Below are 26368 nucleotides of genomic sequence, written 5' to 3'. Positions count from 1 at the left end.
CATAAATCTAAAAAATGTCTTACGAGTTTGATGAAAATTTTGATGTAATTGTTGTTGGTGCTGGTCACGCTGGTGTGGAAGCTAGCTTAGCTGCAGCCCGCATGGGATGTAAGGTTTTATTAGCGACTATTAACCTAGAGATGCTGGCTTTTATGCCATGTAATCCTTCCATTGGGGGATCGGCCAAGGGAATTGTTGTCCGTGAGATTGATGCCCTTGGTGGAGAGATGGGTAAAAATATTGATAAAACTTATATTCAGATGAAAATGTTGAATACCGGTAAGGGACCTGCTGTCAGAGCTTTACGTGCACAAGCCGATAAAGCCTTGTATGCTATGACAATGAAGCATACAGTTGAGCGTCAGGAAAACCTGACTCTCCGTCAGTCCATGGTTGATGAAATTCTTGTTGAAGATGGTAAGGTAGTTGGTGTAAGAACAGCCACAAATCAAAAATATGGAGCTAAAGCGGTTGTTGTCACAACAGGAACAGCTTTGCGTGGTGAAATTATCCTAGGTGAGCTCAAATATTCTTCAGGTCCTAATAACAGTCTTGCATCTGTTACATTGGCAGATAACTTGAGGGATCTTGGCCTTGAAATAGGAAGATTTAAAACAGGTACCCCTCCTCGTGTCAAGGCATCATCAATTAATTATGAAGAAACTGAAATTCAACCAGGTGACGAAAAGCCTAATCATTTTTCATTCTTGTCGAAGGATGAAGATTATCTTCAGGATCAAATTCCTTGTTGGCTAACTTATACGAATCAAGAGAGCCACGATATTATCAATAATAATTTGCACCGTGCCCCAATGTTTTCAGGTATTGTCAAGGGGGTAGGACCTCGTTATTGTCCATCAATCGAAGATAAAATTGTCCGATTTGCTGATAAGAATCGCCATCAACTTTTCCTTGAACCTGAAGGAAGAGAGACTGAAGAAGTCTATGTGCAAGGCCTGTCAACTAGTCTGCCAGAAGATGTTCAAAAAGAGTTGATTCACTCAATTAAAGGTCTCGAAAAGGCAGAGATGATGCGAACTGGTTATGCGATTGAATATGATATCGTGCTCCCTCATCAACTACGTGCAACACTTGAGACGAAGTTGATTTCAGGTCTCTTTACAGCAGGACAGACCAACGGAACTTCTGGATACGAGGAGGCAGCAGCTCAAGGTCTAGTTGCTGGTATCAATGCGGCTCTTAAAGTTCAAGGTAAACCTGAGCTTATTCTCAAACGTAGTGATGCCTATATTGGTGTAATGATTGACGATCTTGTCACGAAAGGAACTTTGGAGCCATATCGTTTATTGACATCACGCGCAGAGTATCGTCTCATATTACGTCATGATAATGCTGACATGCGCTTGACACCTATTGGTCGAGAAGTTGGTTTGGTTGACGATGAACGTTGGCGTATCTTTGAAATTAAGAAAAATCAGTTTGACAGCGAGTTGACACGTTTGTCAAAAGAAAAGTTAAAACCTATTAAAGAAACGAATGAAAAAATTCAAGCTCTGGGCTTTAAGCCATTGACAGATGCCATGACAGCTAAAGAGTTTATGCGTAGACCAGAGATTGATTACGCCACAGCTACTCAGTTTGTAGGTCCAGCTGCAGAAGATTTGGACGCGAAGATAGTAGAGTTGCTTGAGACCGAAATCAAGTATGAAGGTTATATTAATAAAGCTTTGGATCAAGTAGCTAAGATGAAGCGTATGGAAGAAAAGAGGATTCCAAAAAATATTGATTGGGATGCTATTGATTCCATCGCTACCGAAGCTCGTCAAAAATTTAAGAAAATCAATCCTGAGACCATTGGTCAAGCGAGTCGTATTTCAGGGGTCAACCCAGCAGATATCTCAATTCTGATGGTTTATCTTGAAGGTAATAATAAGGCCCGCAGGAAAGTAGACTAACGGTGCTAACACGTTTAAAAGCCTTTTAATTAAGGCTTTTTTATGTTATAATTGTTAGATTAAGAGGTTTTATATGAAAAGATTTCACTTTGCAACGATTCATCTTGTAATGATTGGGCTAATTCTTTTTGGAATTGCTACTATTTTTGTTCGCGTACTAAAATCGGAGTCTGCACTCATTTTTGCGCTTTTTATTATTATGGTAGTAGTTGTTGCCTTATTGCATTACCAAAAGACAACATATGAGTCCTTAGAAATAGAGCAATTAGATGAACTGAATCAGGATGTTGAAGATTCTTTGAAGACCCTTCTCGGAAAGATGCCTGTTGGGGTTATTACTTTTGATGAGAACGATCATATTGAATGGTTCAACCCCTATGCGAAGCTAGTACTTTCGGATGAAAATGGAAATTTTAATAAGCAGTTGATTGCGGATTTTATTTCCCAGAAACGAAAGGGGTCACCTTCGAATGTGATAACCGTTGGTGATAATAAATATGCCGCTTTTGTGGATTTTGACAATAAGTTGACATATTTTATTGACAATGTTTATGATCAAGATGAAAATGCTGATCCAAATATGACTCGTCCTGTTATCGGGATTATTTCAGTTGATAACTATGACGATGTGACGGGAAGTTTACCCGATGCCGATGTTTCAAAAATCAACACATTCGTGGCAGGGTTTATTTCTGAGTTTGCTAAGGCCAAGCATATTCATTATCGACGTATTGAAGGTGATCGTTTTTACTTCTTCACCAACTACAGTGTTTTGACAGAATTCATGGATCAAAAGTTTTCTGTCTTGGATGATTTCCGTCAGCAGGCTCAGGAGCGTGGTTTACCACTGACTTTGAGCATGGGAATTTCATTTGGTACGCTTAAGCATGATCAAATTGGTCAGGTTGCTTTGCAGAATCTGAACATCGCACTAGTTCGAGGTGGAGATCAAGCTGTTGTCAAGGAAAACGATGATCACAAGGAACTTCTTTATTTTGGAGGAGGTTCTGTTTCAACAGTAAAACGTTCTCGTACAAGAACAAGGGCTATGATGACTGCAATCTCTGATAAGTTGAAAACAGTCGAAAAAGTGTTTGTTGTCGGACATAAGAATCTCGATATGGATGCTCTAGGGGCAACTGTCGGTATGGCTCATTTTGCCAGTCAAATTGTTCGAAAAAGCTATGCTGTTTACGATGATACGGCTATGAATGCAGATATTGAGCGTGCAGTCGAACGGCTAAAAGAAGATGGTCAGTCACCTCTTATTACACTTTCAGAGGCCGAAGAGTTAGTCAACCAACATTCGTTGTTAATTATGGTTGACCATTCTAAGATCAATTTAACCCTATCTAAGGATTTTTATGATCGATTTAATGAAGTTATTGTTGTAGACCATCACCGTCGAGATGATGATTTTCCTGAAAATGCTGTTTTGACCTTTATTGAAAGTGGGGCGAGCTCAGCCTGTGAATTGGTTACGGAGTTATTGCAATTCCAAGGTGCCCCAGAACGTTTGAGTAAAATCCAAGCCTCTATCCTTATGGCAGGTATCATGTTGGATACTAAAAATTTCTCAACTCGTGTGACTAGTCGAACCTTTGATGTCGCCTCTTATCTACGTAGTTTAGGAAGTGATAGTGGAGAAATCCAAACGATTTCTGCTACTGATTTTGAAGAGTATCGACGTATCAATGAGCTAATTCTAGCAGGTGAACGTATTACAGATGATATCATTGTTGCCTCAGGTGATAATCCTAAATGTTATAATAATGTTGTGATTTCTAAGGCAGCAGATACGATGCTTGCCATGGCAGGTATCGAAGCAACTTTTGTTGTCGCTAGGACAAGCGATTCTACTGTGAATATATCTGCTCGAAGCCATAAAACGATTAATGTACAACGTATTATGGAGAAAATGGGTGGTGGAGGCCATTTCAACTTAGCGGCTTGCCAATTGCGAGACTGTAGTGTTGCTCAAGCAAAAAATAAATTGATTGAAACTATTATGGGAGAATTGGCTCCCAAGGAGGACTAAAATGAAAGTTATTTTCTTACAAGACGTTAAAGGTAAAGGTAAAAAAGGCGAAATTAAAGAAGTACCATCAGGTTACGCTCAAAACTTTTTGATTAAAAAGAATCTTGCCAAGGAAGCGACAAACCAAGCTATCGGTGAGTTGAAAGGTAAGCAAAAATCTGAAGAAAAACATGCAGCAGAGTTGTTGGCTGAAGCGAAGCAAGTTAAAGAGCAACTTGAAAAAGAAGAAAATCGACTTCAATTTACTGAGAAGGTCGGACCAGACGGACGTACTTTTGGTTCAATTACAGCCAAAAAGATTGCAGAAGGACTTCAAAAACAATTTGGTATTAAAGTTGATAAACGCCATATTGAACTTGAACATCCTATTCGTGCGATTGGTCTAATTGAGGTTCCTGTAAAGCTTCATAAAGAAGTGAGTGCACAAATTAAACTTAACATCAAAAATAGTGCTGAGTAATTCGTTGACACTATAAGTAAATCTTGTAAAGGAGGGAATAATTGTGGCAGAAGCTCAAGAATTACGAGTGCAACCTCATGATTTAGTAGCGGAACAGTCTGTTCTAGGGGCTATTTTCATTAACCCGGAAAAGTTGATTACAGTTCGAGAGTTTATCGAAGCAGACGACTTTTACAAGTATTCCCATCGTGTCATTTTTAAAGCAATGGTAACGCTGTCGGATCGAAATGATGCCATTGATGCCACGACAGTACGCACCATTCTAGATGACCAAGATGACCTCCAAAATATAGGGGGTATTTCTTATCTTGTAGATTTGGTCAATAGTGTCCCAACATCTGCAAATGCTGAGTATTATGCTAAGATTGTGGCTGAGAAAGCCATGCTTCGCCGTATTATAAATAGATTGACAGAGACTGTCAACCAAGCATATGAGGGTGCAACTGAATCTGATGAAATTATTGCGAATGCTGAGAAAGCCTTAGTTGATGTCTCAGAGCATAGCAATCGTAGTGGTTTCCGCAAAATATCTGAAGTTCTTGATGTCAATTTTAATACTTTGGAGATGCGTTCACAGCAAACATCAGATGTTACTGGGTTACCAACAGGTTTCCGTGACCTTGACAAGATTACAACAGGTTTACACCCTGATCAATTAATTATTTTAGCAGCTCGTCCCGCAGTTGGTAAAACGGCCTTTGTGTTGAACATTGCTCAGAATGTTGGCACCAAGCAAAATAAAGCTGTTGCAGTCTTTTCACTAGAGATGGGGGCAGAAAGCTTGGTTGATCGTATGTTGGCAGCTGAAGGGATGATTGATTCCCATGCTTTACGTACAGGTCAATTGACAGAGCAAGATTGGAATAATGTGATGATTGCTCAAGGGGCATTGGCTGAGGCACCTATTTATATAGATGATACCCCTGGTATAAAGATTACTGAGATTCGTGCACGGTCCCGTAAATTGTCACAAGAAGTAGAGGGTGGTCTCGGTCTCATTGTGATTGACTATTTGCAGTTGATTACAGGGACGCGACCAGAAAATCGCCAACAAGAGGTTTCAGATATTTCAAGACAGTTAAAAATCCTGGCCAAGGAGCTTAAAGTTCCTGTAATTGCCTTGAGTCAGTTATCTCGCGGGGTCGAACAACGTCAGGATAAACGTCCAGTCTTGTCTGATATTCGTGAGTCAGGATCTATCGAGCAGGATGCCGATATTGTAGCCTTCTTATATCGTGATGATTACTACCGAAAAGAGGGTGAAGAACCAGAGAATGCGATTGAAGATAATACCATCGAAGTTATCCTAGAAAAAAACCGTGCTGGTGCGCGTGGAACAGTCAAGTTACTATTCCAAAAAGAATACAATAAATTTTCATCGATTGCTCAGTTTGAGGAATCATAATTTTCAGATTTAAGGAGATATATATGAGTGATGCATTTGCAGATGTTGCTAAGATGAAAAACATCAAGGAAGCTATTAAGTCACATGAAGGTCAGCTAGTAGAATTGACCCTAGAGAATGGACGTAAACGTGAAAAGAATAAAATTGGTCGATTGACAGAAGTTTATCCATCATTGTTTATTGTTGAATATCAAGACTTCAGTTCTCAAGCAGGAGCTATTAATAATAGTTATGTTGAATCTTACACTTATTCAGATATTTTGACTGAGAAGACTCTCATTCGTTATTTGAGTCCTGAGGAACAAGCTGAAATCGAAAATAAATAAGAAAAAGCCTTTACTTGGGCTTTTTTTCGTGGTAAAATGTTAAAGTATGTGAAATAATAGCAGGATAAAATGAAGCTCGTCAACAGGAAGTCGGCTAGAAAAGTAACCTTTGCTGTTTGGGCGAAGTCTTTCTGAACGAATCAGGTTTATCTAAAACGTTATTTCCTAAAAATATTTTTTTATAGGAGGACATTATTAATGTCACGTTATACAGGTCCATCATGGAAACAATCACGTCGCCTTGGTTTCTCACTTACAGGCACAGGTAAAGAATTGGCACGTCGTAACTACGTACCAGGTCAACACGGTCCAAACAACCGTTCAAAACTTTCAGAGTACGGTTTGCAATTGGCTGAGAAACAAAAACTTCGTTTCTCATACGGTTTGGGTGAAAAACAATTCCGTAACTTGTTCGTACAAGCTACTAAAGTTAAAGGTGGAACACTTGGTTTCAACTTTATGGTTCTTTTGGAACGTCGTCTTGACAACGTTGTTTACCGTCTCGGTCTTGCAACTACTCGTCGTCAAGCACGTCAATTCGTAAACCACGGTCACATCCTTGTTGACGGTAAACGTGTTGATATCCCATCATACCGCGTTGAAGTTGGTCAAGTAATCTCAGTTCGTGAAAAATCAGCTAAAGTTCCTGCTATCCTTGAAGCAGTAGAAGCTACTATCGGACGTCCAGCATTTGTATCATTCGATGCTGAAAAACTTGAAGGTTCATTGACACGTCTTCCAGAACGTGATGAAATCAACCCAGAAATCAACGAAGCACTTGTCGTTGAATTCTACAACAAAATGCTTTAATTTTAAGATTCATTTTGCAAAAAGCCCGTTGTTATGGGCTTTTTGTTTATCTTAAATCGTTGATTTCTGGGTTTGCTTAGATATTTGCTAGATTGATTCCATGGCCATCTCATAGAATGAGACGGCTTTTTTGTTTTCTAATAAAAAAAGTCCCTAGTCTAGTACAAGTGACTGGGGATTCGTAATATGATGATAGATGATTTTGAGGTATAAATTATTTATTATCCAATCCTCCTTCAAAATCTGCTGAAACATTTGAAACGTAGTTGGTGAAATAGGCTTCAAAATCTTTTTTTAGTTGGTCGTACTCCTCTTCGGAGTAATCTTTATCCTCTATATAAGCCTGAAATCTGGGAATTCCCAGATCTCTTTGGAGACGTTGGATTACTTCTGTCTTTGTCATAAGAACCTCTCTTTCATTCTTTATTTTACCATATTTCGAATTGTATGAAGCATGCATGTTGTTTTAAAGGTTTACTTTTGATATACTGTCAAAGTTACTTAAGAAGGAGGCCACTATGTCTATTATTACACTAATTTTAGCTGGGATTGTTGCTTTGGAGCATCTCTATATCATGTATTTGGAAACTTTTGCGACACATTCAGATACGACTAGTCGTGTTTTCAATATGAGCAAAGAAGAACTTCAACGTGATTCTGTTACAAACTTATTTAAAAATCAAGGAATTTACAATGGTTTGATTGCTGTATTCCTCTTGTATGGGATTTTTACAAATAGTCAGCTACTTGTAACTGTTTTTGTACTCAATGTTTTCTTTGCTGCTATTTATGGTGCTATAACTGCCAATAAGAAAATTATTTTAACGCAAGGCGGACCCGCAATTTTGACCTTGCTTTCACTTATCATTTCCTTATTTTAAGGATTTTATTGTAAAAGAAAAAAGCTGCTTTAACTATTGAAATGGTTTGCAGCTTTTTTATGCTTTTGAAGTGATTTTATTGTGGAATAAATCGTAGAAGAAAGTCTGTCATTTCTTGAGGTGATTCTTTTTTACCTTTATTTATCCAGGCTTGACCAGCGCCAAAAATAGCATGCGCAAAATAAATACTGGCATAGTCTTTCTCGAATCCTTTGAGAGCTCTTTCTTCAGCAGTGGGATTAATGAAGTCCTCAGCTATCATACGCTGAAGTTTATGTATCAGAAAATCTTGAATTTCTTTTGATCCATTGGTAGACAATAGAGCTGATAGGAGCTTTTCACGAGTGAGAAATTCAAAGATTTCGAGAAAGGCTCCCTCTTTCTTTCCTTCATATTTATCGAAGATATACTCTAGCTTGTGGAAAAGCTCTTTCTGATAACTATCAATCATTTCATACTTATCTTTGTAGTGGGTATAAAAACTCGAACGGCTAATCCCTGCTGTTTGAACCAGACGAATGGTAGTAATATCATTGAAATCTTGGTCTTCAAGACATATTACTAAAGCATCTAAAAGAGCTTTTTTTGTTTGCGCGCGTCTTTGATCTTTTGACATACAAATCTCCTTTTATACACTTTTAGACTATGTGTCCAAAAAGCGATTGTTTAACATTGATTTTCAGGTAAATGAGTTTATAATTGATTATATCATAAAAATAAACACAATGTCTAAAAAGGAGAAATATGTTAGCAGAATTAAAGGCTCTTCTTAAAAGTCCAAAGCTCTGGATAACTATTATTGGTGTCTCATTGATACCTGCTTTATATAATCTAATCTTTTTGTCTTCTATGTGGAATCCTTATGGTAATGTCAAACACTTACCAGTGGCAGTAGTGAACAAAGATAAGAGTGCTAGTTTCCAGAATAAGACTCTGAATATTGGTCATGATATGGTAGACAATATGTCTAAAAACAAAAATCTAGACTATCACTTTGTGACTGAAAATGAAGCCCAAAAAGGGATTGAGGATGGTGATTACTATATGGTAATCACTTTTCCAGAAAACCTCTCAAGTAATGCAGCAAGTCTTTTGACAAATGATCCCAAGAAACTGGAAATTTCTTATCAAACAACAGCAGGACATAGCTTCGTTTCTTCAAAAATGAGCGATTCTGCCATGTCTAAGTTGAAGGATACTGTTTCTAAAAATATTACATCAACTTATGTTGGAGCTGTCTTTAGGAGTATGTCTCAACTTCAGGGTGGTATGGGAACTGCAGCGAATGGGGCTAGTCAATTATATGCAGGTGCAGGCGCACTTCAGTCTGGGAGTCAGACCTTATCAAATGGCTTAGGAACTCTTGCTGGATCTACACAAACATTGGCTACAGGTGTTGATACCTTGAGTTCAGGCGCGTCTGCCTATACTTCAGGTGTGTCAACTTTGTCAGGCGCTTTGTCACAGTTAAATGCGAACTCTGAGGCTGTTAATTCTGCTGCAGGTCAATTTGTATCAGGAGCAGAGGCCATGAATACCTTAGTTACAGGTGCAGATTCGTTGTCAACAGCGCTCAGTCAAATGGCCACAGCAACAAGTTTATCCGAAGAACAGCAAGCACAGTTGTCAACCCTATCAACTAATTTAACTGATTTAAATACAGCAATTCAAAATCTTAATACAGCGGTAAGTAACACATCATTACCAAGTGGAACATCAACAACATCAGTAGATACAAGTTCAATAGCGACTTATCTTTCAAATATTTCTTCTGCAGCTAGCTCTATAGCTACAGCTAGTGCAACTGATAAAGCAAATGATTTGGCTGCGGTACAAGGAACAGCTGCTTATCAAAGCTTGACTGCAGATCAACAAGCAGAGATTACATCGGCAATTAGTAATGCAGGATCTACAGCTAGTAGTTACGCTTCAACTATTGCATCTGATGTGTCAAGTATGTCAACTGCTTTATCTAGCTTGACAGGTACGACAACAACTAGTAGCGGCGATTCAAGTAGTTTGGCTTCTCTACAAACGTCTATTTCAGGCATTGCAAGTTCGGCGAATGCTCTTCTCCCTGTAGCTTCATCAACGGTATCATCAATGCAAGCTAATATTGCTAATGTCAATTCAGTACTTGTTAATCAATTATCACCAGGAGCAACTCAAGTGGCATCAGGTGTGTCAACCGCTCAAAGTACTCTAGCAACAGGTGCAAGCGCACTTTCAAATGGTTTGTCAACTTATACTGGTGCTGTGTCAACGATTGCCAGTGGTGCTCAAACTCTAGATGCTAACAGTAGTAGTTTAATGACTGGTTTTGCTACTCTTCAGAGTGGTACAAATGCTCTCAATACAGGAGCTCAACAATTAGCAACTGGAGGAAATACCTTAACAAATGGGTTGACAAGTTTGTCAACTAACCTTTCCACATTGTCTGATTCATTAAATAAGGCTAATCAGCAACTATCTCTTGTTTCTGTAAACTCAGACAATGCAAAAATGGTTAGTGCTCCGCTTAAAGAGAAGAAAACTGATAAGGATAAGGTTGACACTAATGGTGTGGGGATGGCTCCATATATGATTTCTGTTTCTCTTATGGTTGTCGCTCTTTCAACTAATGTTATATTTGCTAAGAGCTTGACAGGAAGAAACTTTACGAGCCGTTTTGATTGGGCTAAGAATAAGTTCTTTATCAATGGTATCATTACGACTATGGCTGCAATTGCCCTTTATATTGCCATTCGATTTGTGGGAGTTGAACCAAATCATCCATTAGCTACATTTGGTATGATTCTCCTTGCAGCATGGACTTTAATGGCGCTCGTTACAGCTCTTGTGGGTTGGGATGATAGATATGGTGCATTTGCTTCTATGATTATGCTCCTTTTGCAGCTAGGTTCTAGTGCAGGAACTTATCCAATTGAACTTAGTCCTAAGTTCTTTAAGGTCGTCCAACCATTCTTACCAATGTCCTACTCCGTATCAGGTCTTCGTCAAACTATTTCAATGACAGGACAGATCTCAGATCAAGTACGTATGTTATTCATTTTCTTACTTATTTTTGTAGTTGTAGGTATTATTATTTATAGACCAAAGTCTGAAAATGAATAAACTAAAGGCCGGCTCTAATGTGAGCTGGCTTTTTATGTTATTCAACAGTTATATCACCGAGGTCTGAGGTAATAGTTAGTGTGTTATCCTTTGAAATCTTAAGGTTATTTGTGATGTCCACCTCTCCTGAATGACTATCGGCTTGAACATTGAGCGTGTAATCTTTAAGAACTATTTCAATATCACCGGATGTAACATCAAGTTTATTGTGACCATTGAAAATCAGGTTATCTCCAGAGTAATCTCCCATTGCAATAGATAAATCTGAGTTAGTAAAAAGTGTATGATCACTATCAACACTACCAACATCAAGATTAGCTTTTAGGTTGCTGACAATCATTTTAGTAAAAGTTAGGTCCCCTACATTTAGATTGATGTCTGCTTGTTTGATGGTGCTATTACTTAAATCTAGATTTCCAGTTGCTAAATCAACCTTTAAAGAATCAATCGTTTGTTTTTTAGGGAGTGTAATGACAATGGTTTTATTTCTGACTTCCTTGTTGAGAGTAGAAAGCCTTACTAAATCTTTTAATCCGAAAAAGTTAATATGTTTGTTAGAAGTCGAATCTAATTCAGAGTTGTTATCATTGATAGTCAATTGACCATCCTTTACAGATGTGTCAATTGGATTTTTTGTTTTTTGGTAGTAAGAAAGCGTTGCTTTGTCAACTTCACCATTTTTTATAAGCACATTGTAGCTACTACTTTTAATATCAATTTTATTGAAGTCCTTAACTTCTTTCTTGACATAATCTTGCTCACTTATAGTTTTATTTTGTAAATCTGTTAAGCCACCTTGGCTATAACCCCAAGCTACTAATCCTCCTCCTAAAAATAGAGAGATAAGAGACACTCCGAGGACAATCTTTTTCCAAGTTTTCATGATTTTCTTCCTTTCTTGATGAGCCATTTAATCAATAGGGTAATTAGCTTTACAATAAGTTTACAGATTTCAAATGAAATCAAAAGCAGTAAGAGTGCTCCTCCAAACATCAATAGACCTAGACCCACTCCAAACAGTGTTGAAGCTAGTGAAACATTTAAGAGAGAGAAGCTTGTAAAGAAAGTGTAAATACCACTAATGAGTAAGGCAAAAGTAAGAGCTAAGGCAGTCACTATAACTGCAAAAATAACCACAAGAAGTGTCAATAGCATAGCTAGGAAGAATAGTAGAATTGGTAAGGCGACTGGACTGGCTAAAACAGCTAGAATCGCAATCCAGAGGATAGTTGTTTTATTACGTAAGCTACTCTTTTCCTCAATAATCTTTTCGTCTAGAAGACGACTAATGACTTCATGTGCTGCTTCCTTAGGTGTACCCAATTCTGCAATAACCTGAGCTTCATTTTCAGGTCCAGCCTCTTCAAAATATTCCATGAAATATTCGAGAGCCTCTTCATAGTCCTTTTGTGGTAATTTTCGTAGATATTTTGTTAATTTGGCTATATATTCAGTCCTTGTCATGTCTTAATCTCCCTTCTACAATACCATCGAGGGTTTCTTTATAGGTTAACCATTCTTCATTAAGAAATTGAAGATGATTTTTTCCCTCTTGGGTAATACTGTAATATTTACGTTTACGCCCTTGATATGCTTGGCTATAAGTGGTCATATAGCCTGCTTTTTCAAGCTTTTTTAGAATAGGATAAAGTGTTGACTCCTTGATATTAGCCACAAGCTTAATGGTTTGACTAATTTCATAGCCATAAGAGTCTTCTCTATCTATAATAGCTAGTATTAGGAACTCTATCAGGATTGACGATGTTGGAAAATACATAATGTGCTCCTTTGCTTTTAGGATATGTATAAAAATTATATATAATTATTTTACACATTGAGTGTATCTCTTTTAGAAAGATATGTCAATATTTTATATATAAAAAATTTATATAATAGGGATAACTTATTTTTTATGATAATATGAAGTCAAGGAGTTCTTATGACTATTAAAGATAAACTAGCTCATTACGAGCCAAAGCCACTAGGGGAGAAAGGACGCTATGCAGTGCTTTTACCCTTGATATATGATGTAAAAACTGATAAGTATCAAATCCTTTACCAAGTACGAAGTGAGCATATTTCTCAACCAGGTGAGGTTTCTTTTCCTGGTGGCCGTGTCGAAGAAGGTGAGACTTTTCAAGAAGCTGCTATACGAGAAACTTGTGAGGAATTAAACTTATTTCCTGATCAAATTGACATTTGGGGAGAGATTGATTATCTGATTCATCAGGGGAGAACCATCCATTGCTTTGTTGGAAAGATAAATATAGAAAATTGGGAGGATATTCATCCAAATGAAGAGGTGAAACGGTTGTTTACAATCTATGTTGACACGTTGTTGACAGAGAATCCGATTTATTATAAAGTGATTTCTACCTTGAGTGATGCGAAAGATTTCCCATTTTTCTTGGTAAAAAACAGAGAAAAATACAATTTTGGGTATAGTGAACGTCATATTCCTTTTTACAGAAACTTGACAGAAAATATATGGGGGATGACAGCTATGTTTACACACAGATTTACAGATATTCTGAAAGATTTAGAGTAAAAATAAAAGATCAACGGTAATATGTTGATTTTTTTACTATTAATTAAATTGTTTATTTGCTACAAAAGGAGTGAAATTTATTTCTGAGACAGGGGTCTAGAGTATTCCTAAAATGATTTTCAAAATTAATATGGAAGCTTTTAGCTAGGTGGTCAACTTCAGAGTAGACAAGATTTTTTTGTTTCATTTGTGTCATTCCTATACTAAAAGGGGAGTATTATGTAGATAGAGGCTGTTATGCTTTGGTGTTATTCTGCCTAAGATTGATGATTCTATTGATTTTTCTGAGGGAGTTACCTATGTTGAAGAGAAGGTAAAGCATATAACTATAAATAGTAAAGCTCCAAAAATCTGGGACAATACTGAGACTGTAGACAAATAGGACTGTTGCACTAACAAAAATTAGACAGCTACATATTATTGAAAGTAGAGGATATCCTTTTGAAAATAATAGGCTTTCTATGATTAAGGCAAAAGCAGGTAGCAAAAGAGTTAGAATGATAATAATAAAGATGAAGCGTTGTGTATCATCTAGCATCAAGTTACCCAATGATTTACCTAGGTAAAACCGAGAATCACTTCCCCCAGGATAAATCAATTCTCTTGTCAAGGGACTAACTAGGATTAGGGTGTCAAATAATGAGAAAGCCGCCCATCTCCAAATAGGGAAAGCCCATTCTTCCTCAGATAATTCTCTCTGAGTTCTTTCTTCAGTTAATTCTAATTTGATTGTCATCAATATGTACCTCTTTTGGAAAGTCGTTATTTTGATTTAAGATATACCATCCATCTGGTAGTTCAGAGTTTTTAAGTACCTGTTCTAATTGAGAATGTAAGTCAATTTCTTTAGTCGTGGAACCAGAAGGAAAACTCAATTGGACAGTAAGTTGTTTGTTTCGTAGAGCATCTTTAAGTGAAAAATCATAATAGCCACCTAGCGCTTTAGAATGTCCCCTCTCATAAGTATAGAGCGTCGTGTATGGTACAGGTTCTATCTAAACAATAATATTTTTTAAATCTTTCTCGGTACTTAAAGCTTTAGAGATATCATTGATAAATTTTTGATTTCTAGGGTTGATTTTAATAGACTTTTTAATAAAGTCGTCCCCATATTCTCTTTCATCAGGTAAAATCTTATATTCACTATTTTGGCGATTAAAATCTGAGTCGCTTTCTGTTGGGCTGGCAATGTAAAGATAGAGTAAATCTTGAATATGGAGAGGAAGTTGAGTATTTACATGTTCTTTTTTGTTATTAATGGTCTCTTGATAATCAATATGGAAAATCAGGTAATGTTTAACCTCATCTTCTTTATTCATACGATAAGTAATTTTATCTGCCCATCCGATACCAGTTATCTGCACCTTTCCTTGAAATCCACGAGTTTTATAAAAACCTCTAATATTTTCTTGAGCATTGTAATAGAAAAAGATAGCAATCATGGTCAATAATAAAATCAAGGGCATAGTAATTTTAAGGTATTTGAAGTTATTTTTACCATATTAGTTATGACTCTCCTTAACTAGTAGGTTGTAATCTTTTTGACTTTTAACTTCCTCGAGGTGTCCAGTCGTTGTATCAGTACTTGTAAAATACCAATAGATACCCTCCTTATTTGGTGTTAACTCCTTTTGGAGTTTAATGTCATCATCCAAATTAAGTGAATCAGTTGTTACGATAATTAGGCTGAATCTTTTTTTGAGCGATTGGTCACTGTATTCGTTATTGTCTTGATCTTTGTAATCAGCAAAATTTCTTTCTTTGGTCCAGATAAGGGGCATGGAGTTGATAATGAGGGGATCCTCTTTATGACCTATAGAAAAATTATCCTTTGAAAGGAGATAGCGGTAAGGTTTAGCAAATTCGTAGTATTGACTGACTTTTGCTGGTTTGGTTTTGTTGCCTTATGGGTGCGTAAATTGACATAGAATACTTTTTCGTTGTCATAGGATGAAAATTTCACAAACTCATTCCTACCATCGGAGAACATGGTATTATCCATGGAACCGGGATCATCATATCCTAGTTTCTTAGCAAGGTCTAGTACATTAATAGTGTATCCTTTTCCAGTATCTTTACCAAGCTGATAATAGTGGATAATATCATAATTTTTAGAGTCCTTCTTGTGTTTAGATGCTTTATACCTAGATTCTTGGAAGGCTAGATAGGTGCGACCGACGGCTAATTGACTTCTCTCCAGTGCTTTTTCATTTCCAAACTTAACACCTAAAACGTTAAAGTTTCCAATTTTGACGTTTTGAAAGGATGTTACAGTAACTTTTTTGTTAGTATAGTCGTAAAGTCTATCGTCTAAAGAATAATCGGCTTGAAGTCTATAACCATAGCGAACGAATGTACCTGTAAGTAGAATGGTTATAAAAATAAGGAGATAAACATGCCACATACGCCATCTAAATGTTTCTATTTTTGTCATAGGAGATCCTCTTTGAGTAATAGAAAAACCATGAAAATCTTATTTTCATGGTTTTTAATTCAATTATTTTACTTCAGTAAGAATCAGAGAAGTTAGTACCGTCTGAAATTAAATATTATCTTGGTCAAAATTATGAGATTTTAGTTGAAATAGAAGAGGTTGATTACTTCGATACGGACTTTAGCAGAGCATCCCATCGACTTTCTTTGGCTGAAATAACTGAAATTGTTAAATATCAAAGTATGGACAATGTTTGAAGCAACTACCAGAAGGCATAGGAAAAGGTGAAAGGGAATATTGGGAAAACAACTATAAAAGAGATAGATAAAGGGCTATTTTGATTGTTCACGAGAACCAAAATCTGATATTGCTTTTGTAGATATGAGATTTTTCTATGCTAGTGTTGAGTGTGTGGAACGTGGATTGTATCTTTTAAGGACCTCGCTTTGTGTGATGAGTAGAGCAGATAATTCAAACGGACTTATCTTAGCTTCCTCTCCAATGTTCAAGAAAGTCTTTTGAGCACTACAAGAGGCGAAGTCACAAACTCCGCCTCCTTCTACATATTTTTTGTTATAATAGAATATTTTATTTGAAATATCAAGACTTATGCTTGATAAAGCTAGAAAACTTACCCTTTTCCAGCAAGAATATCTGATACTTTATACAATCCTGGGGAATATGTCCGACCAAATAGTTTTTTCGTCAAGGCATTAAACGTATAATGGTCATCTAAAATCAAGACTTCGTCATACGTTTTTAAGAGTGCAATAAAGTCATCGTCTGTTAAATTGGAACCATCTCTAGTATCGATATTTTCATTGCCGAGGTAATAACTTGTTGCGCTGTCGCTGTATGATGCCATTAAATCTAAAAATTCTTGGTCAGCCGTCACAAAATTTTCTCTGGCATCAACATTGACATCCCACAGATAATAACGACTAGCATATTGGACAAAATAATTATCTACATTCTCCTTATCTGCTGTTACAACCAAAATTCTATCCGTTGACGAATTACTCTGACTTCCAGTAAACTGATGAATTTCTTTTACGACCTCGTTTGTTTCCTGATTGTTATTGTAAACAATGCTATTATTTTCTGACAAGAACATTCCAATGGCATAAACTGTCAAAACAAGGCTCGCGTATTGGTACAAGTGTTTATTAAATAAGCTCTTGTAAGACCTAGCATTACGTTTACTAATGATTTTTTCATACAGACACTTGTCCATTACCCATGCTAAAGCCATGGTCAAACAACCAAAAGCAAAGATAACGATGCTCGAAGCATAGCGCTCAAATCCTGCTAATTCTAACGCTTCATCAGTCGGCATTGCTGTCAGATACATGAGTAAAATGCCAATATAGTAAGTCACAATCGAAATATCAACAAATCCCCAAGTCAACAAGACAAATTTCTTATATTTCAAACGAATGCCAATCACAATAAAGGCAATCAGCATAATCAGATTGATTATCAAAATTCCATTGCTTGCCAAACTGTCAAACGTAAACACCGATTTGACAAAAAGAGTGATAATTTTTTGTGGGTCGCCTGACAGATTTCCAGTCAATACCTGACCAAGTTCTGACATGGACACCGCATGCTTGGCACTTGAGGCATTTGGGAAATTATCCGTCACATGCTTTTGCCAAATAACAAAAGGAAGACAGCTGACTAGCAAGGTCATTATGAGCAGCACTAGTGCTTTTAAACGTGCTCTTTTACGAACAAGTAAACGCACAATACAAACCACATAAACTACTAAAACGAGAGCGACAAAGAAAAGTCCACTTACTTTGACGATACTTAATAATCCAAGAATTACCGCCGTATTTAGCGACAAAAACCAGAAACGATTACGATAGACAAAACAACCTGCTATGGCTGCCAAGGCCAAGGCCGGAAGCAGAAAATCAACCAGCAAATTATTTAATCGAATAGCAACGTTGAACGTATTAAAAACAGCAAACGAAGCAAAAATCATGCTAACCATTAAGACACGTCGATCATCACGAAGTGCCGCAAACATGGCATAAAGACTGGAAGCAATCAAGAAGAATTGCCCGACCAACATACTACCTTCTGAAAAGCCTACGATAGTCGTGAAAAAATAAATGAAAAGTGAACTTCCAACAGGATAGGTATAATAACTAATAATCGTATCCTGCTGTGTTGGCAAAGCATTATTGATATGGAAAAATTTTACAATCGTTGCCCAATGCGTAAAATTATCATAATGTAAAAGCGGTGAATGCCAGAGCGTTATTCCAAACAAAAGCAAATAAGCCATCATTCCAAGCGCAATATAATCAAGTCTCCCAAAGCGATATTTCTTTTTCCATACCGCCCAAAGATAATAAAGACTCAAAAGACAGCCCAAAACAGAAATGACATACACGGTCTGCAACATAAAGCCTAACAAACTACCAAGGTACAATACCAATGTAATGACTGAAAATGTAAACACCCATGTCAGACTGCGATTCATCTTCACAGTATTACGGAAAAAGGCATTGTACCCCATGGTAATCACAAAGAACAACAGTAATCTAGCAATACTAATCATACTCTCCCTCTCCATTCATTTGCTAAGGCTTTAAAAGCAGGTAAGCTATCCAAATCCGCTAAATTGGTAACTCGATAAAGCGATTCGTCTCTATCAATATCATAGGACACAAAAGTCAACTGAATTGGCAAATCTTTGTAGGTAAATGCGACATTCGGTCCTTTTTTAGGATTTGTCAATTTTCCAGAAAATGTCATGTAATAATAATCTGTCTTTCTAAGCTGGCATTTTTTTCCAGCAACCTGAACCTCTTCATTAACACGAACTTTCGGAAAAGCTACTTGGTCATAGGCTGAAACAGGACGTTCATTATTTTGGAAACGTTGACTAAAGTTCTCAAATAAATCATCCCATGTTGTCATCCAAGGGTCTTTTTCCTTCGGAAGATTGTGATTAATGCGGTCATAAATGTACTGATAAAATTCGCGCTTATCAGCTTCAGGAATTTCTGAAAATTGAACGCCGTAGCGCCAACCATTATCAATCGCAAAAACACGAACAACATGACCTTTTACCCTCGCATGGTAATCACGTGATTGCAAATTAAGCGTCAGTTCTTTTTCTTTCGGCAAATACAATGGTAAATCCGTATAGAATGAAATCCCCGTTTCTGAAATATCACAGACTCTCACTTGGTAAGAATCATCATCAACCTCAATAACCATAGCTTCATCAACAGTAAAACGCTCACTTGAGCGATAAATCGGACGACCAAGCGCACAGAAAATCGCAAAGGTCAAATTGATGATATGATAAATCAACCAAAAACTGATAATACTTCCATAAAAAAGCTCTGAACCAAATTTTCCATAGTTAAAAGTCACCAACCCATAAACGGCTAATCCCCATAAAACAAGATAAGGAAGCGCATAAAGGTACAACGTCCACGACGTATCATTTCCCTTACGTGTCACCTTAAATTTTTTTTCGCTAATGCCAAAGGACTCCAACATCATGGGAATAAACAAATACGGAGCAAAAATCGTTTCCACAATTTCTCCCCAAACCTGTGTTCGGTATTGTTTTGAGACTTCTCGCATTGACAAGTGTGTCAATGCGTAACTTGGCAACCAGAATAGGAACAGTAGCCAGATATTTGACACCACCACACGCACATGGAAAACCGTATATAAAATCGGTGCCAAGATATACAATAACCGTCTAAAGAAAGACCACCAATAAAGATAGCCATTAATATAAACAATTCTTTGCCCCTTTGTCAATTTGGGATTAAAGAAGATATTCATATTGTAGCTACTGCGAATAACGCCACGTCCCCAGCGCGCGCGCTGTTTGATGACACTCTTCAAATCTGTTGGCGTTAACCCGCTAGCCATTGGACTTTTCGTCGAATAATTTACATAACCAGCCGCATTCATCCGAACACCTAGCTCGAAATCCTCCGTAATGGTATCTGTCGGAAAACCACCAACATCTTCAATCGCCTTGCGGAAAATAACCGTATTAGACCCCGTATAAACCGCTGCACCGTGCGAATTATTGCAAACATTAATTTCTTTGGAAAAGAAATCTTGTTCGTTTGGTAAGGTTGATTCTGAAAACAAGTTAAATTGGAAAATATCAGCATTGTAAAAACTTTGTGGCGTTTGAATCAAACCAACTTTTGACTTATCATAATCGTCACCATTTTCATAAGCCTCAACTTGTTCAACAAAATAAGGCACAGTTTCCAACAGGAATTCCCGATAAGGAATCATATCCGCATCAAATGTCGCCACCAAAGGTGATGACGTCTGACGTAAAGCATTATTGTAGTTTCCTGATTTGGCATCTTTATTATCCGCCAAACCAAAATAACCAACACCAAGCTCATCAGCCAATTTGGCAACTTCTAGACGATTGGTATCATCACAGACGTAGATATGCACCTTAGACTTATCAGGATATTCCATAAAAGTACAGGCATTAATCGTCTTATAAAGCAACTCTGGATCCTCATTATGCGTTGCAATCAAAACATCCACATCTGGGTAACGCTCCTTAGCAATCTCAGGCTTTTCAAGTTCAAAGTCCTTTTGCTTATTCCAAATGAGAATGTAGCCTGTAATGGCTGAAACTACCTCACTTCCCCACAATAAAATCCCAAAGATCAGCGCAAACCATGAATCATGCCACGGAATAGTCGCCACCAAACGCCAAGTTAAATAAAAGGCAGTCGTTACAAATGCAACGAAATAGAGTATCCTCTTATTAGCCTTCATTCTCGCCTCCACTAAAAATCAAATGTTTTTGCACAAAATAACTGACAAAGAAAAGTGTACCGTCAACTAAAATCTTCACCAATGAAATTGGCAGCGTCGTCAAGGCATTTCCTAGAACTGTTACCAATAAACTTGACAAAACAATCTGTACTACCACCAAAGTGAAGTATTTTATCGCACTATTTGATTGACCTCGTTTAAAGACCACCTTATGATTCAAGGTGAAATTAACAACAGATGATATCGCACGCGCTAAAATCGAAGCTAACGTCACCGCACTAAAACTCAATCCATTAAACAAAGAAATTAAAATCGTAAAAGCAACAATATCAACCAAGAAGGAAAACAATGCTGAAAAAATGTACTTGAAGAAAACCTTGTAAATTCTAATCGAGTCACGAATCGCATCAAAATGCGACGACTGATTTTCATCCAAATAAATCGTTGCAATGCCAACTTCACAAATCAGAATATTGTCCTCTTTTGCCTCAAGTAACATATTCATCTCAAATTCATACCGTTCACCCTCCACGGTTAAGAGTTTTGGCAACCATGACATAGGAATCACACGAAGCCCCGTTTGCGTATCAGAAACGTTCATACCTGTCATAGCCCCCAAGACGTCTCTTGTCAATAAATTTCCAAATTTACTACGTAAAGGAACAGATTTTTCAAATCTTCTAACACCCAGCACCAAACTATCAGGATGTTGCAAAAATTCAGCCAAACATTTCATCATGTCTTCGTAGGTATGTTGACCATCAGAATCAATCGTCACAATTCCTTTGGCATTAGGAAAATTGTCCAAAATATATGAAATAGCCGTTTTTAAAGCACGACCTTTTCCTTTATTATCAGCGTGTCTTTGCAAATGACAAGCATAGTTACTCTGCGCTATTGCAAATAACGGTGCAAAATCAGCTCCACTACCGTCATCGACTAGAATAATGTCAAACATTTGATTTTCCTTATCCCGAATATTTTTCAAAAGTTCCAACAAACGGTCATCAGGTTCATAGGCAGGAATGACAATAACAACATCTTGAAACATCATCGACGTTCTCCTTTCTGACTTTTATTTTCGTACATTTTCTTATCAGCTATTGCAAATAACGGTGCAAAATCAGCTCCACTACCGTCATCGACTAGAATAATGTCAAACATTTGATTTTCCTTTCTGACTTTTATTTTCGTACATTTTCTTATCAGCTATTGCAAAAAAATCAACGAAGTTTTTATGTGATTGATAAGAGTCCGTATAAGCACCTAAAGATGCTGTAATCCCCATATCTTTGAGAGTCATTTCTGCTTGAACAAGTTTTATTAAAAATTCAGCTTGATTTTCAGAAACTCCAGGGAGTAAAACCGCAAATTCATCTCCACCTAACCTTGCTATTACAGCACTTTCAGGCATTATCTTCGTTAAAATATCACCAAATTCAATTAGAATCTTATCTCCCGTAGCATGTCCAAAGGTATCATTTGCTTCCTTGAATTTATCCAAATCAGATATAATAACCGTAATTTGTTCTTCTTTACGTGTCAGACATTCCTCAAAAGCAAGCTCAATATATCGTCGATTATGAACCCGTGTTAAAACATCTTCGTATGCCATCCTCTGTATTTCAAGTTCATGAAGTCTCTGCTCTGTAACATCAAGAACAAAACAAAAAACACCAATCACTTTTTGGCGATTGTTATAAATGGGAGAATACATATTTTGCCAGTAAAGCGTTTTGTCGCCTGTCTTAATAGTATCCATAAATATAAATGTTTCACCCTTTTTCGCACGATCAACATTTGCTTTTAAACGCGCAGCATCTTCACTATTAAGATAATTCATTGGAAAGTCACCAATTTTGGGAGTGAAATAAAAGATTTCTTCCATGAGCCGAATATCATTCTTATTAACCGCAATAAAACGATAATCTAAGTCTACAGCATAGACGTTAATAAGTTTCGAACTCTGTAAGATAAAGTGGGATAGCATATGCTGTCTTCGATTAAGGTAAGATGCTAGGGTCCAAAGAACTAGTATTCCTATAAAGATTGCTAAAACGATGGGATTATCATGATCAATCAAAACATCATCATACACTAAGCGCATTAATAACATTAACGCAGCAAAAATACTTAAGTACGTTAACAATCTTTGATGCTTGATTAAAAAATCACTTACTTTTCCTAATACCATTACAGCTTCACCATTCTAAGTAGTTTTAATACCTTCAGCATCCAAACTGTCTGTAACAAAACGTCCTGTAAAACCACCGATGAAGCCCGTAGCAGTATTGTCAATTCCTAAACGTTGTAGAATACGGCTGACATTAATACCCTTACCGCCAGCGAATTTATCATCACTCTCTATACGGTTAACTTCACCAATCTCTACCTTGTCGATACGAACAATGAAGTCGATTGATGGGTTTAGCGTCACAGTATAAATCATACTTCAATAACCCTCGTTTTCTCTTTTAATTATTTAAGGAGCCCTTCTTCCGAAGCATTTGTGATTATGGTTACTTTCTCAACCTCGGCTACCTTAGCATAGGTAACCTGACCAAGTTTAGAAGCATCAGCTAGAACATAGGCTTTTTGCGCATTAGCTATCACTGTTCGTTTAATGACCGCCTCTTCCATATCTGGCATTGTGAAATAATTGGCATCAACTCCATTAGCACCAATGAAAGCACAATCAAAATTCAGTTGTCTGATTTGTTCCAGAGCTGTACTTCCAATAGAGGTATCTGTTGAATGTTTAACCTTACCACCAATAATCCTAGTACTAATACCGAGATCTACCAGCTTAACAGCATGATGGATAGAATTAGTCACAACCGTCACCTGACGATTCATTTCCTCTGGATATGGTGAATATTTGTCATAAGTTCTAAGCCCAGCCTCAACGTGACCAATACTTACTTTATTGTAAAATGCAACCAATCCAGCAGCAAAAGTTGTTGTAGTATCACCATGAACTAAAACCAAATCAGGTTGTTCTTTCTTAACAACTGGATCAAAATTAGCCAAAATTTTAGAAGTAATTTCCTGAAGTGATTGATTTTTTTCCCATGATATCCAAATCATAATCAGGAACTATTTCAAAAGTCTCCAAAACCTGGTCAAGCATTTGACGGTGTTGAGCTGTGACTACTGTAATAGTATTAATGGTTTCTTGATGTTTTTTCAACTAAAGAATTAACGGCGCCATCTTAATTGCCTCTGGTCTTGTCCCAAAGACAACCATAATATTTAATTTTCCCATAAGATCCCCCCTATGACCTATACGAAATCAATATAATATTGACAAATAAGACTCTACATTATCACTTTATTATCCCCAATAAAAAGGAAAATGAGTTATCCTTTCTCCAAAAGCATTAAAGGGAATGCCCTCGCTATTGGTCTTGTTTTGCAAATGATGTAAAGTAGATAAAGAAAAAGGTCTCAATAAAAAGACTATCATTACGTATAAAATTCAAGAAGTAAGACAAGAAAACTAAGTCATATCATCCAAGGATATCAATTGTTTTGAGATTTTCTAGTCTTCTCCCCCGAATTTAAAAATACACTATTTAATAAATAAAAAAACTGCAGGAGAAAAAACGCTTTGCTAATAAAAGTGTTTTTGAATCCAGCAGTATTGCTAATTTACATATATTTCATAAAAACTTCTCCCCATTTTAAAGAGCGTCCCCTTTACTTACGCTCTATCCCCATCTTACAAATCAAAACATCGGTATGATAACCCTATCCCAATACCATATCACATAGCACCAAGTACCAACAAGTAATCATTCAACTCTCCCCAAAAGAGTCAAAATATTACAAACAGGTTGGCTTCGAGTTACTACTACCCATGTTCCCTATTCATATAGACGCTATAATTATAGCATGTTATTTTTATTTTTCAACCTTCTTTCAATTTTTTATTATTTTAATGTATGTGATAAGCATTATAATGAGGTCGTTTGAATTAAGCACTCCTACTTAACAAATACTAATCAAATGATATTTATCTATATTTTAATAAATAATAATTAAACACCCTTTGGCTTTTAAATGGATTTGCATAAAAAAATCAGAATTCCTATTAAAATTCTGATTCAGAATGAAGACAAACATCGTTTTTGATGTTTGTCTTTTTTTATATTCACACTTAATTCTCCCATAATCCAATAATATTGAGGTATTTGGATAAAATAACAGGTCTTCCCTACCATCATTTTTACCAATTTTTTGATATTTAGACATGCCAAAGTAAGCCCAACCTTATCTTCCATTTTGGACTTTCCTTTTTCTCTGGTATAACGCAAGTTATGATATTCTTTAGCTGTTCCGAATAAACGTTCTATCGTTTCTTTCCGGTGTTGGTACCGTTCCATCATCCCACTTTGATGACGGATATCTTCACAGATTTCTAAGGCATCTTTCCAAATATGACGCACAACAACTTTTTGGTGCTGGCGACTTTCAGTACAAATCGCTAACAAGGGACAGGTCTTACAAATTTCGGGATTACTTTTATATTCTCTATAACCTTCACGTGTCGTTGTACGGTAAGTTAATACCTGGTTCTCTGGACAAAGATAGCAGTCAAAATGCTCGTCATAGACAAAGTCTCTAGGACGTAGAAAGCCTCTCTTACCTCTTGGCCTAGTGTAAGGAAATACTGGCGTAATACCTTTTTCTAAAAGAAACTTGGCAATACTAGGTGTTTTGTAGCCTGAATCCGCAATAATGAATTCAGGGGAGAAGGGTTCTAACTTGGCAAACAGAGCAGGGAAGGCCTGACTATCATGGATGTTACCTGCTTCAACTGTATAAGCCAAGGCCCAACCATGTTTATCACAGGCTACCTGAGCATTATAAGCGAAGACTTCCTTGTGTTCTCCCTTGTGAAACCAACCACTATCTGGGTCTGTCGTTGATTGTTTCTTAGGTTTAGCCTCGCCTTTTTTGCATGTTTCTTCCTGTCTAAATTAATTTCAATGTCCAGTTGTTCACTCATGAATTTAGCTTTTTGATTAACGACAACATTTTTGTACTTATGATTATTAGCAGCTGCCTTGATATGTGTCCCATCGATGAAGATTTCTGAGGGATCAATAAGCCCAACCTCCAAAACTTGATGAAGCACATGACTAAAAATGTGTGCTAATAATTCTTTATTTTGAAAGCGTCGGCTATAGTTCTTACCGTAAGTTGTAAAATGTGGCACCTTATCGTCCAGAGATAAGCCAAGAAACCAACGATAAGCCGTATTCACCTCGATGTCCTTGATGGTTTGGCGCATAGAACGAATGCCATAAAAACATTGAATCAAAGGAATCTTAACTAACAGGACAGGGTCTAGACTAGGACGACCATTATCGGAGGAATAACTATCTTCGACAAGATCATAAATAAAAGTAAAATCAATCGTTTCTTCAACTTTTCTTAAAAAATGGTCTTTAGGCACAAGTTCATCAAGAGTATATAAACCTACTTGACGACGATTGTATTCAGGATTATTTTTGTGAAACATAGGAGTACCTCATCAAATACCTTTTCTTTTATTATACTCCTTCGAAGCAAGAAAAGTCCCCAGAAGTATAACTTCTGAGGACTTTGTCTTCAATCTGAAAGAGGTATTTTTATAC

Annotated in this window: 24 protein-coding genes and 2 pseudogenes; 9 read left to right on the top strand and 17 right to left on the bottom strand. The window is 36.8% G+C overall.

The annotated features are described in order from the left end of the window. Positions 1–14: 14 nt before the first annotated feature. The 6 genes from mnmG (at position 15) to rpsD (ending at position 6955) form a co-directional block, all read left to right on the top strand. Positions 15–1916, top strand: a complete 1902-nt coding sequence (mnmG, locus tag A6J31_RS09305; protein WP_021144747.1) for a tRNA uridine-5-carboxymethylaminomethyl(34) synthesis enzyme MnmG — start codon at positions 15–17, stop codon at positions 1914–1916. A 73-nt stretch (positions 1917–1989) separates the two neighbouring features. After that, positions 1990–3954, top strand: coding sequence for a DHH family phosphoesterase (locus A6J31_RS09300; RefSeq protein WP_013991330.1), 1965 nt, complete (start codon positions 1990–1992; stop codon positions 3952–3954). Position 3955: 1 nt separating this feature from the next. Continuing rightward, positions 3956–4414 carry a 50S ribosomal protein L9 gene (gene rplI, locus A6J31_RS09295; protein ID WP_002885729.1) on the top strand — a complete coding sequence of 153 codons (459 nt, stop codon included), beginning with the start codon at positions 3956–3958 and terminating at the stop codon, positions 4412–4414. Between the two features lie 43 nt (positions 4415–4457). Next, entirely contained in the window at positions 4458–5819 is a 1362-nt protein-coding gene (gene dnaB, locus A6J31_RS09290) for a replicative DNA helicase (RefSeq protein ID WP_002885809.1), read from the top strand. A gap of 23 nt (positions 5820–5842) precedes the next feature. Then, positions 5843–6145, top strand: a complete 303-nt coding sequence (locus A6J31_RS09285; protein ID WP_002885699.1) for a Veg family protein — start codon at positions 5843–5845, stop codon at positions 6143–6145. A 198-nt stretch (positions 6146–6343) separates the two neighbouring features. Then, on the top strand, positions 6344–6955 hold the full coding sequence (gene rpsD, locus A6J31_RS09280) for a 30S ribosomal protein S4 (RefSeq protein ID WP_002885833.1): 612 nt from the start codon (positions 6344–6346) through the stop codon (positions 6953–6955). A gap of 214 nt (positions 6956–7169) precedes the next feature. On the opposite strand, the gene A6J31_RS09275 is transcribed toward rpsD, so the two are convergent. Then, positions 7170–7358, bottom strand: coding sequence for a hypothetical protein (locus A6J31_RS09275; RefSeq protein WP_014635190.1), 189 nt, complete (start codon positions 7356–7358; stop codon positions 7170–7172). Positions 7359–7473: 115 nt separating this feature from the next. Between A6J31_RS09275 and A6J31_RS09270 the strand changes: the two genes are divergently transcribed. Beyond that, positions 7474–7836, top strand: coding sequence for a DUF1304 domain-containing protein (locus A6J31_RS09270; protein WP_014635189.1), 363 nt, complete (start codon positions 7474–7476; stop codon positions 7834–7836). A 76-nt stretch (positions 7837–7912) separates the two neighbouring features. Here A6J31_RS09270 and A6J31_RS09265 read toward each other — a convergent pair whose 3' ends face one another. Next, on the bottom strand, positions 7913–8452 hold the full coding sequence (locus tag A6J31_RS09265; RefSeq protein ID WP_014635188.1) for a TetR/AcrR family transcriptional regulator: 540 nt from the start codon (positions 8450–8452) through the stop codon (positions 7913–7915). A 128-nt stretch (positions 8453–8580) separates the two neighbouring features. Here A6J31_RS09265 and A6J31_RS09260 point away from each other — a divergent pair, with 128 nt between their 5' ends. Next, positions 8581–10950 (top strand): YhgE/Pip domain-containing protein, encoded by a 2370-nt coding sequence (locus A6J31_RS09260; protein WP_014635187.1) that lies wholly within the window; start codon positions 8581–8583, stop codon positions 10948–10950. Between the two features lie 37 nt (positions 10951–10987). Here A6J31_RS09260 and A6J31_RS09255 read toward each other — a convergent pair whose 3' ends face one another. From A6J31_RS09255 to A6J31_RS09245, 3 genes are read right to left on the bottom strand one after another with little or no spacing between them, the layout of a single operon-like run. Beyond that, positions 10988–11833, bottom strand: coding sequence for a DUF4097 family beta strand repeat-containing protein (locus A6J31_RS09255; protein WP_080611030.1), 846 nt, complete (start codon positions 11831–11833; stop codon positions 10988–10990). Further along, entirely contained in the window at positions 11830–12414 is a 585-nt protein-coding gene (locus A6J31_RS09250) for a DUF1700 domain-containing protein (RefSeq protein ID WP_014635185.1), read from the bottom strand. Before A6J31_RS09250 ends, A6J31_RS09255 begins: the two co-directional genes overlap by 4 nt. Continuing rightward, positions 12401–12727, bottom strand: a complete 327-nt coding sequence (locus tag A6J31_RS09245) for a PadR family transcriptional regulator (protein ID WP_014632494.1) — start codon at positions 12725–12727, stop codon at positions 12401–12403. The genes A6J31_RS09250 and A6J31_RS09245 overlap by 14 nt, the downstream gene beginning before the upstream one ends. Positions 12728–12889: 162 nt before the next feature. Here A6J31_RS09245 and A6J31_RS09240 point away from each other — a divergent pair, with 162 nt between their 5' ends. Then, positions 12890–13498: an NUDIX hydrolase gene (locus A6J31_RS09240; RefSeq protein ID WP_014635184.1), complete on the top strand. Its 609-nt coding sequence runs from the start codon at positions 12890–12892 to the stop codon at positions 13496–13498. A 235-nt stretch (positions 13499–13733) separates the two neighbouring features. Here the strand turns inward: A6J31_RS09240 and A6J31_RS09235 are convergent, their stop codons facing one another. The 12 genes and pseudogenes from A6J31_RS09235 to A6J31_RS09185 form a co-directional block, all read right to left on the bottom strand. Continuing rightward, positions 13734–14234: a hypothetical protein gene (locus A6J31_RS09235; RefSeq protein WP_014635183.1), complete on the bottom strand. Its 501-nt coding sequence runs from the start codon at positions 14232–14234 to the stop codon at positions 13734–13736. A 259-nt stretch (positions 14235–14493) separates the two neighbouring features. After that, complete coding sequence (locus A6J31_RS11760) at positions 14494–14940, bottom strand: hypothetical protein (RefSeq protein WP_225791572.1); 447 nt, start codon at positions 14938–14940, stop codon at positions 14494–14496. Between the two features lie 60 nt (positions 14941–15000). Next, positions 15001–15279, bottom strand: coding sequence for a hypothetical protein (locus A6J31_RS11755; RefSeq protein ID WP_225791571.1), 279 nt, complete (start codon positions 15277–15279; stop codon positions 15001–15003). Positions 15280–15311: 32 nt separating this feature from the next. Further along, positions 15312–15932, bottom strand: a complete 621-nt coding sequence (locus tag A6J31_RS09225) for a hypothetical protein (protein WP_014635180.1) — start codon at positions 15930–15932, stop codon at positions 15312–15314. Between the two features lie 631 nt (positions 15933–16563). Then, a complete protein-coding gene (locus A6J31_RS09215; RefSeq protein ID WP_064520820.1) occupies positions 16564–18504 on the bottom strand; it encodes a hypothetical protein in 1941 nt (646 codons plus the stop codon). Next, complete coding sequence (locus A6J31_RS09210) at positions 18501–20726, bottom strand: glycosyltransferase family 2 protein (RefSeq protein ID WP_064520819.1); 2226 nt, start codon at positions 20724–20726, stop codon at positions 18501–18503. The genes A6J31_RS09215 and A6J31_RS09210 overlap by 4 nt, the downstream gene beginning before the upstream one ends. Then, positions 20716–21780, bottom strand: a complete 1065-nt coding sequence (locus A6J31_RS09205; RefSeq protein WP_014635177.1) for a bifunctional glycosyltransferase family 2/GtrA family protein — start codon at positions 21778–21780, stop codon at positions 20716–20718. Before A6J31_RS09205 ends, A6J31_RS09210 begins: the two co-directional genes overlap by 11 nt. A 102-nt stretch (positions 21781–21882) precedes the next feature. After that, positions 21883–22920: a GGDEF domain-containing protein gene (locus A6J31_RS09200; protein WP_014635176.1), complete on the bottom strand. Its 1038-nt coding sequence runs from the start codon at positions 22918–22920 to the stop codon at positions 21883–21885. Between the two features lie 21 nt (positions 22921–22941). Beyond that, positions 22942–23175, bottom strand: a pseudogene (locus A6J31_RS09195) (PfkB family carbohydrate kinase); the annotation flags it as partial. A gap of 29 nt (positions 23176–23204) precedes the next feature. Further along, positions 23205–23813 carry a UDP-N-acetylglucosamine 2-epimerase gene (locus A6J31_RS09190; protein WP_225791570.1) on the bottom strand — a complete coding sequence of 203 codons (609 nt, stop codon included), beginning with the start codon at positions 23811–23813 and terminating at the stop codon, positions 23205–23207. Continuing rightward, positions 23761–23916 (bottom strand): hypothetical protein, encoded by a 156-nt coding sequence (locus tag A6J31_RS11570; RefSeq protein WP_014635174.1) that lies wholly within the window; start codon positions 23914–23916, stop codon positions 23761–23763. The genes A6J31_RS09190 and A6J31_RS11570 overlap by 53 nt, the downstream gene beginning before the upstream one ends. Positions 23917–24819: 903 nt before the next feature. Continuing rightward, positions 24820–26253, bottom strand: a pseudogene (locus tag A6J31_RS09185) (IS1182 family transposase). Between the last annotated feature and the right edge of the window lie 115 nt (positions 26254–26368).

Source organism: Streptococcus sp. FDAARGOS_192, from assembly GCF_002073815.2.
In the GTDB taxonomy this organism is placed as follows: domain Bacteria; phylum Bacillota; class Bacilli; order Lactobacillales; family Streptococcaceae; genus Streptococcus; species Streptococcus salivarius_H.
This window is presented reverse-complemented; position numbering and strand designations above follow the sequence as displayed.

Excerpts from the sequence above, each read along its gene's own strand:
- mnmG (WP_021144747.1), top strand. The coding sequence starts at position 15 with ATGTCTTACGAGTTTGATGAAAATTTTGATGTAATTGTTGTTGGTGCT.
- A6J31_RS09300 (WP_013991330.1), top strand. The coding sequence starts at position 1,990 with ATGAAAAGATTTCACTTTGCAACGATTCATCTTGTAATGATTGGGCTA.
- rplI (WP_002885729.1), top strand. The coding sequence starts at position 3,956 with ATGAAAGTTATTTTCTTACAAGACGTTAAAGGTAAAGGTAAAAAAGGC.
- A6J31_RS09285 (WP_002885699.1), top strand. The coding sequence starts at position 5,843 with ATGAGTGATGCATTTGCAGATGTTGCTAAGATGAAAAACATCAAGGAA.
- rpsD (WP_002885833.1), top strand. The coding sequence starts at position 6,344 with ATGTCACGTTATACAGGTCCATCATGGAAACAATCACGTCGCCTTGGT.
- A6J31_RS09275 (WP_014635190.1), bottom strand. The coding sequence starts at position 7,358 with ATGACAAAGACAGAAGTAATCCAACGTCTCCAAAGAGATCTGGGAATT.
- A6J31_RS09270 (WP_014635189.1), top strand. The coding sequence starts at position 7,474 with ATGTCTATTATTACACTAATTTTAGCTGGGATTGTTGCTTTGGAGCAT.
- A6J31_RS09265 (WP_014635188.1), bottom strand. The coding sequence starts at position 8,452 with ATGTCAAAAGATCAAAGACGCGCGCAAACAAAAAAAGCTCTTTTAGAT.
- A6J31_RS09260 (WP_014635187.1), top strand. The coding sequence starts at position 8,581 with ATGTTAGCAGAATTAAAGGCTCTTCTTAAAAGTCCAAAGCTCTGGATA.
- A6J31_RS09255 (WP_080611030.1), bottom strand. The coding sequence starts at position 11,833 with ATGAAAACTTGGAAAAAGATTGTCCTCGGAGTGTCTCTTATCTCTCTA.
- A6J31_RS09250 (WP_014635185.1), bottom strand. The coding sequence starts at position 12,414 with ATGACAAGGACTGAATATATAGCCAAATTAACAAAATATCTACGAAAA.
- A6J31_RS09245 (WP_014632494.1), bottom strand. The coding sequence starts at position 12,727 with ATGTATTTTCCAACATCGTCAATCCTGATAGAGTTCCTAATACTAGCT.
- A6J31_RS09240 (WP_014635184.1), top strand. The coding sequence starts at position 12,890 with ATGACTATTAAAGATAAACTAGCTCATTACGAGCCAAAGCCACTAGGG.
- A6J31_RS09235 (WP_014635183.1), bottom strand. The coding sequence starts at position 14,234 with ATGACAATCAAATTAGAATTAACTGAAGAAAGAACTCAGAGAGAATTA.
- A6J31_RS11760 (WP_225791572.1), bottom strand. The coding sequence starts at position 14,940 with ATGATTGCTATCTTTTTCTATTACAATGCTCAAGAAAATATTAGAGGT.
- A6J31_RS11755 (WP_225791571.1), bottom strand. The coding sequence starts at position 15,279 with ATGCCCCTTATCTGGACCAAAGAAAGAAATTTTGCTGATTACAAAGAT.
- A6J31_RS09225 (WP_014635180.1), bottom strand. The coding sequence starts at position 15,932 with ATGACAAAAATAGAAACATTTAGATGGCGTATGTGGCATGTTTATCTC.
- A6J31_RS09215 (WP_064520820.1), bottom strand. The coding sequence starts at position 18,504 with ATGATTAGTATTGCTAGATTACTGTTGTTCTTTGTGATTACCATGGGG.
- A6J31_RS09210 (WP_064520819.1), bottom strand. The coding sequence starts at position 20,726 with ATGAAGGCTAATAAGAGGATACTCTATTTCGTTGCATTTGTAACGACT.
- A6J31_RS09205 (WP_014635177.1), bottom strand. The coding sequence starts at position 21,780 with ATGATGTTTCAAGATGTTGTTATTGTCATTCCTGCCTATGAACCTGAT.
- A6J31_RS09200 (WP_014635176.1), bottom strand. The coding sequence starts at position 22,920 with ATGGTATTAGGAAAAGTAAGTGATTTTTTAATCAAGCATCAAAGATTG.
- A6J31_RS09190 (WP_225791570.1), bottom strand. The coding sequence starts at position 23,813 with ATGATTTGGATATCATGGGAAAAAAATCAATCACTTCAGGAAATTACT.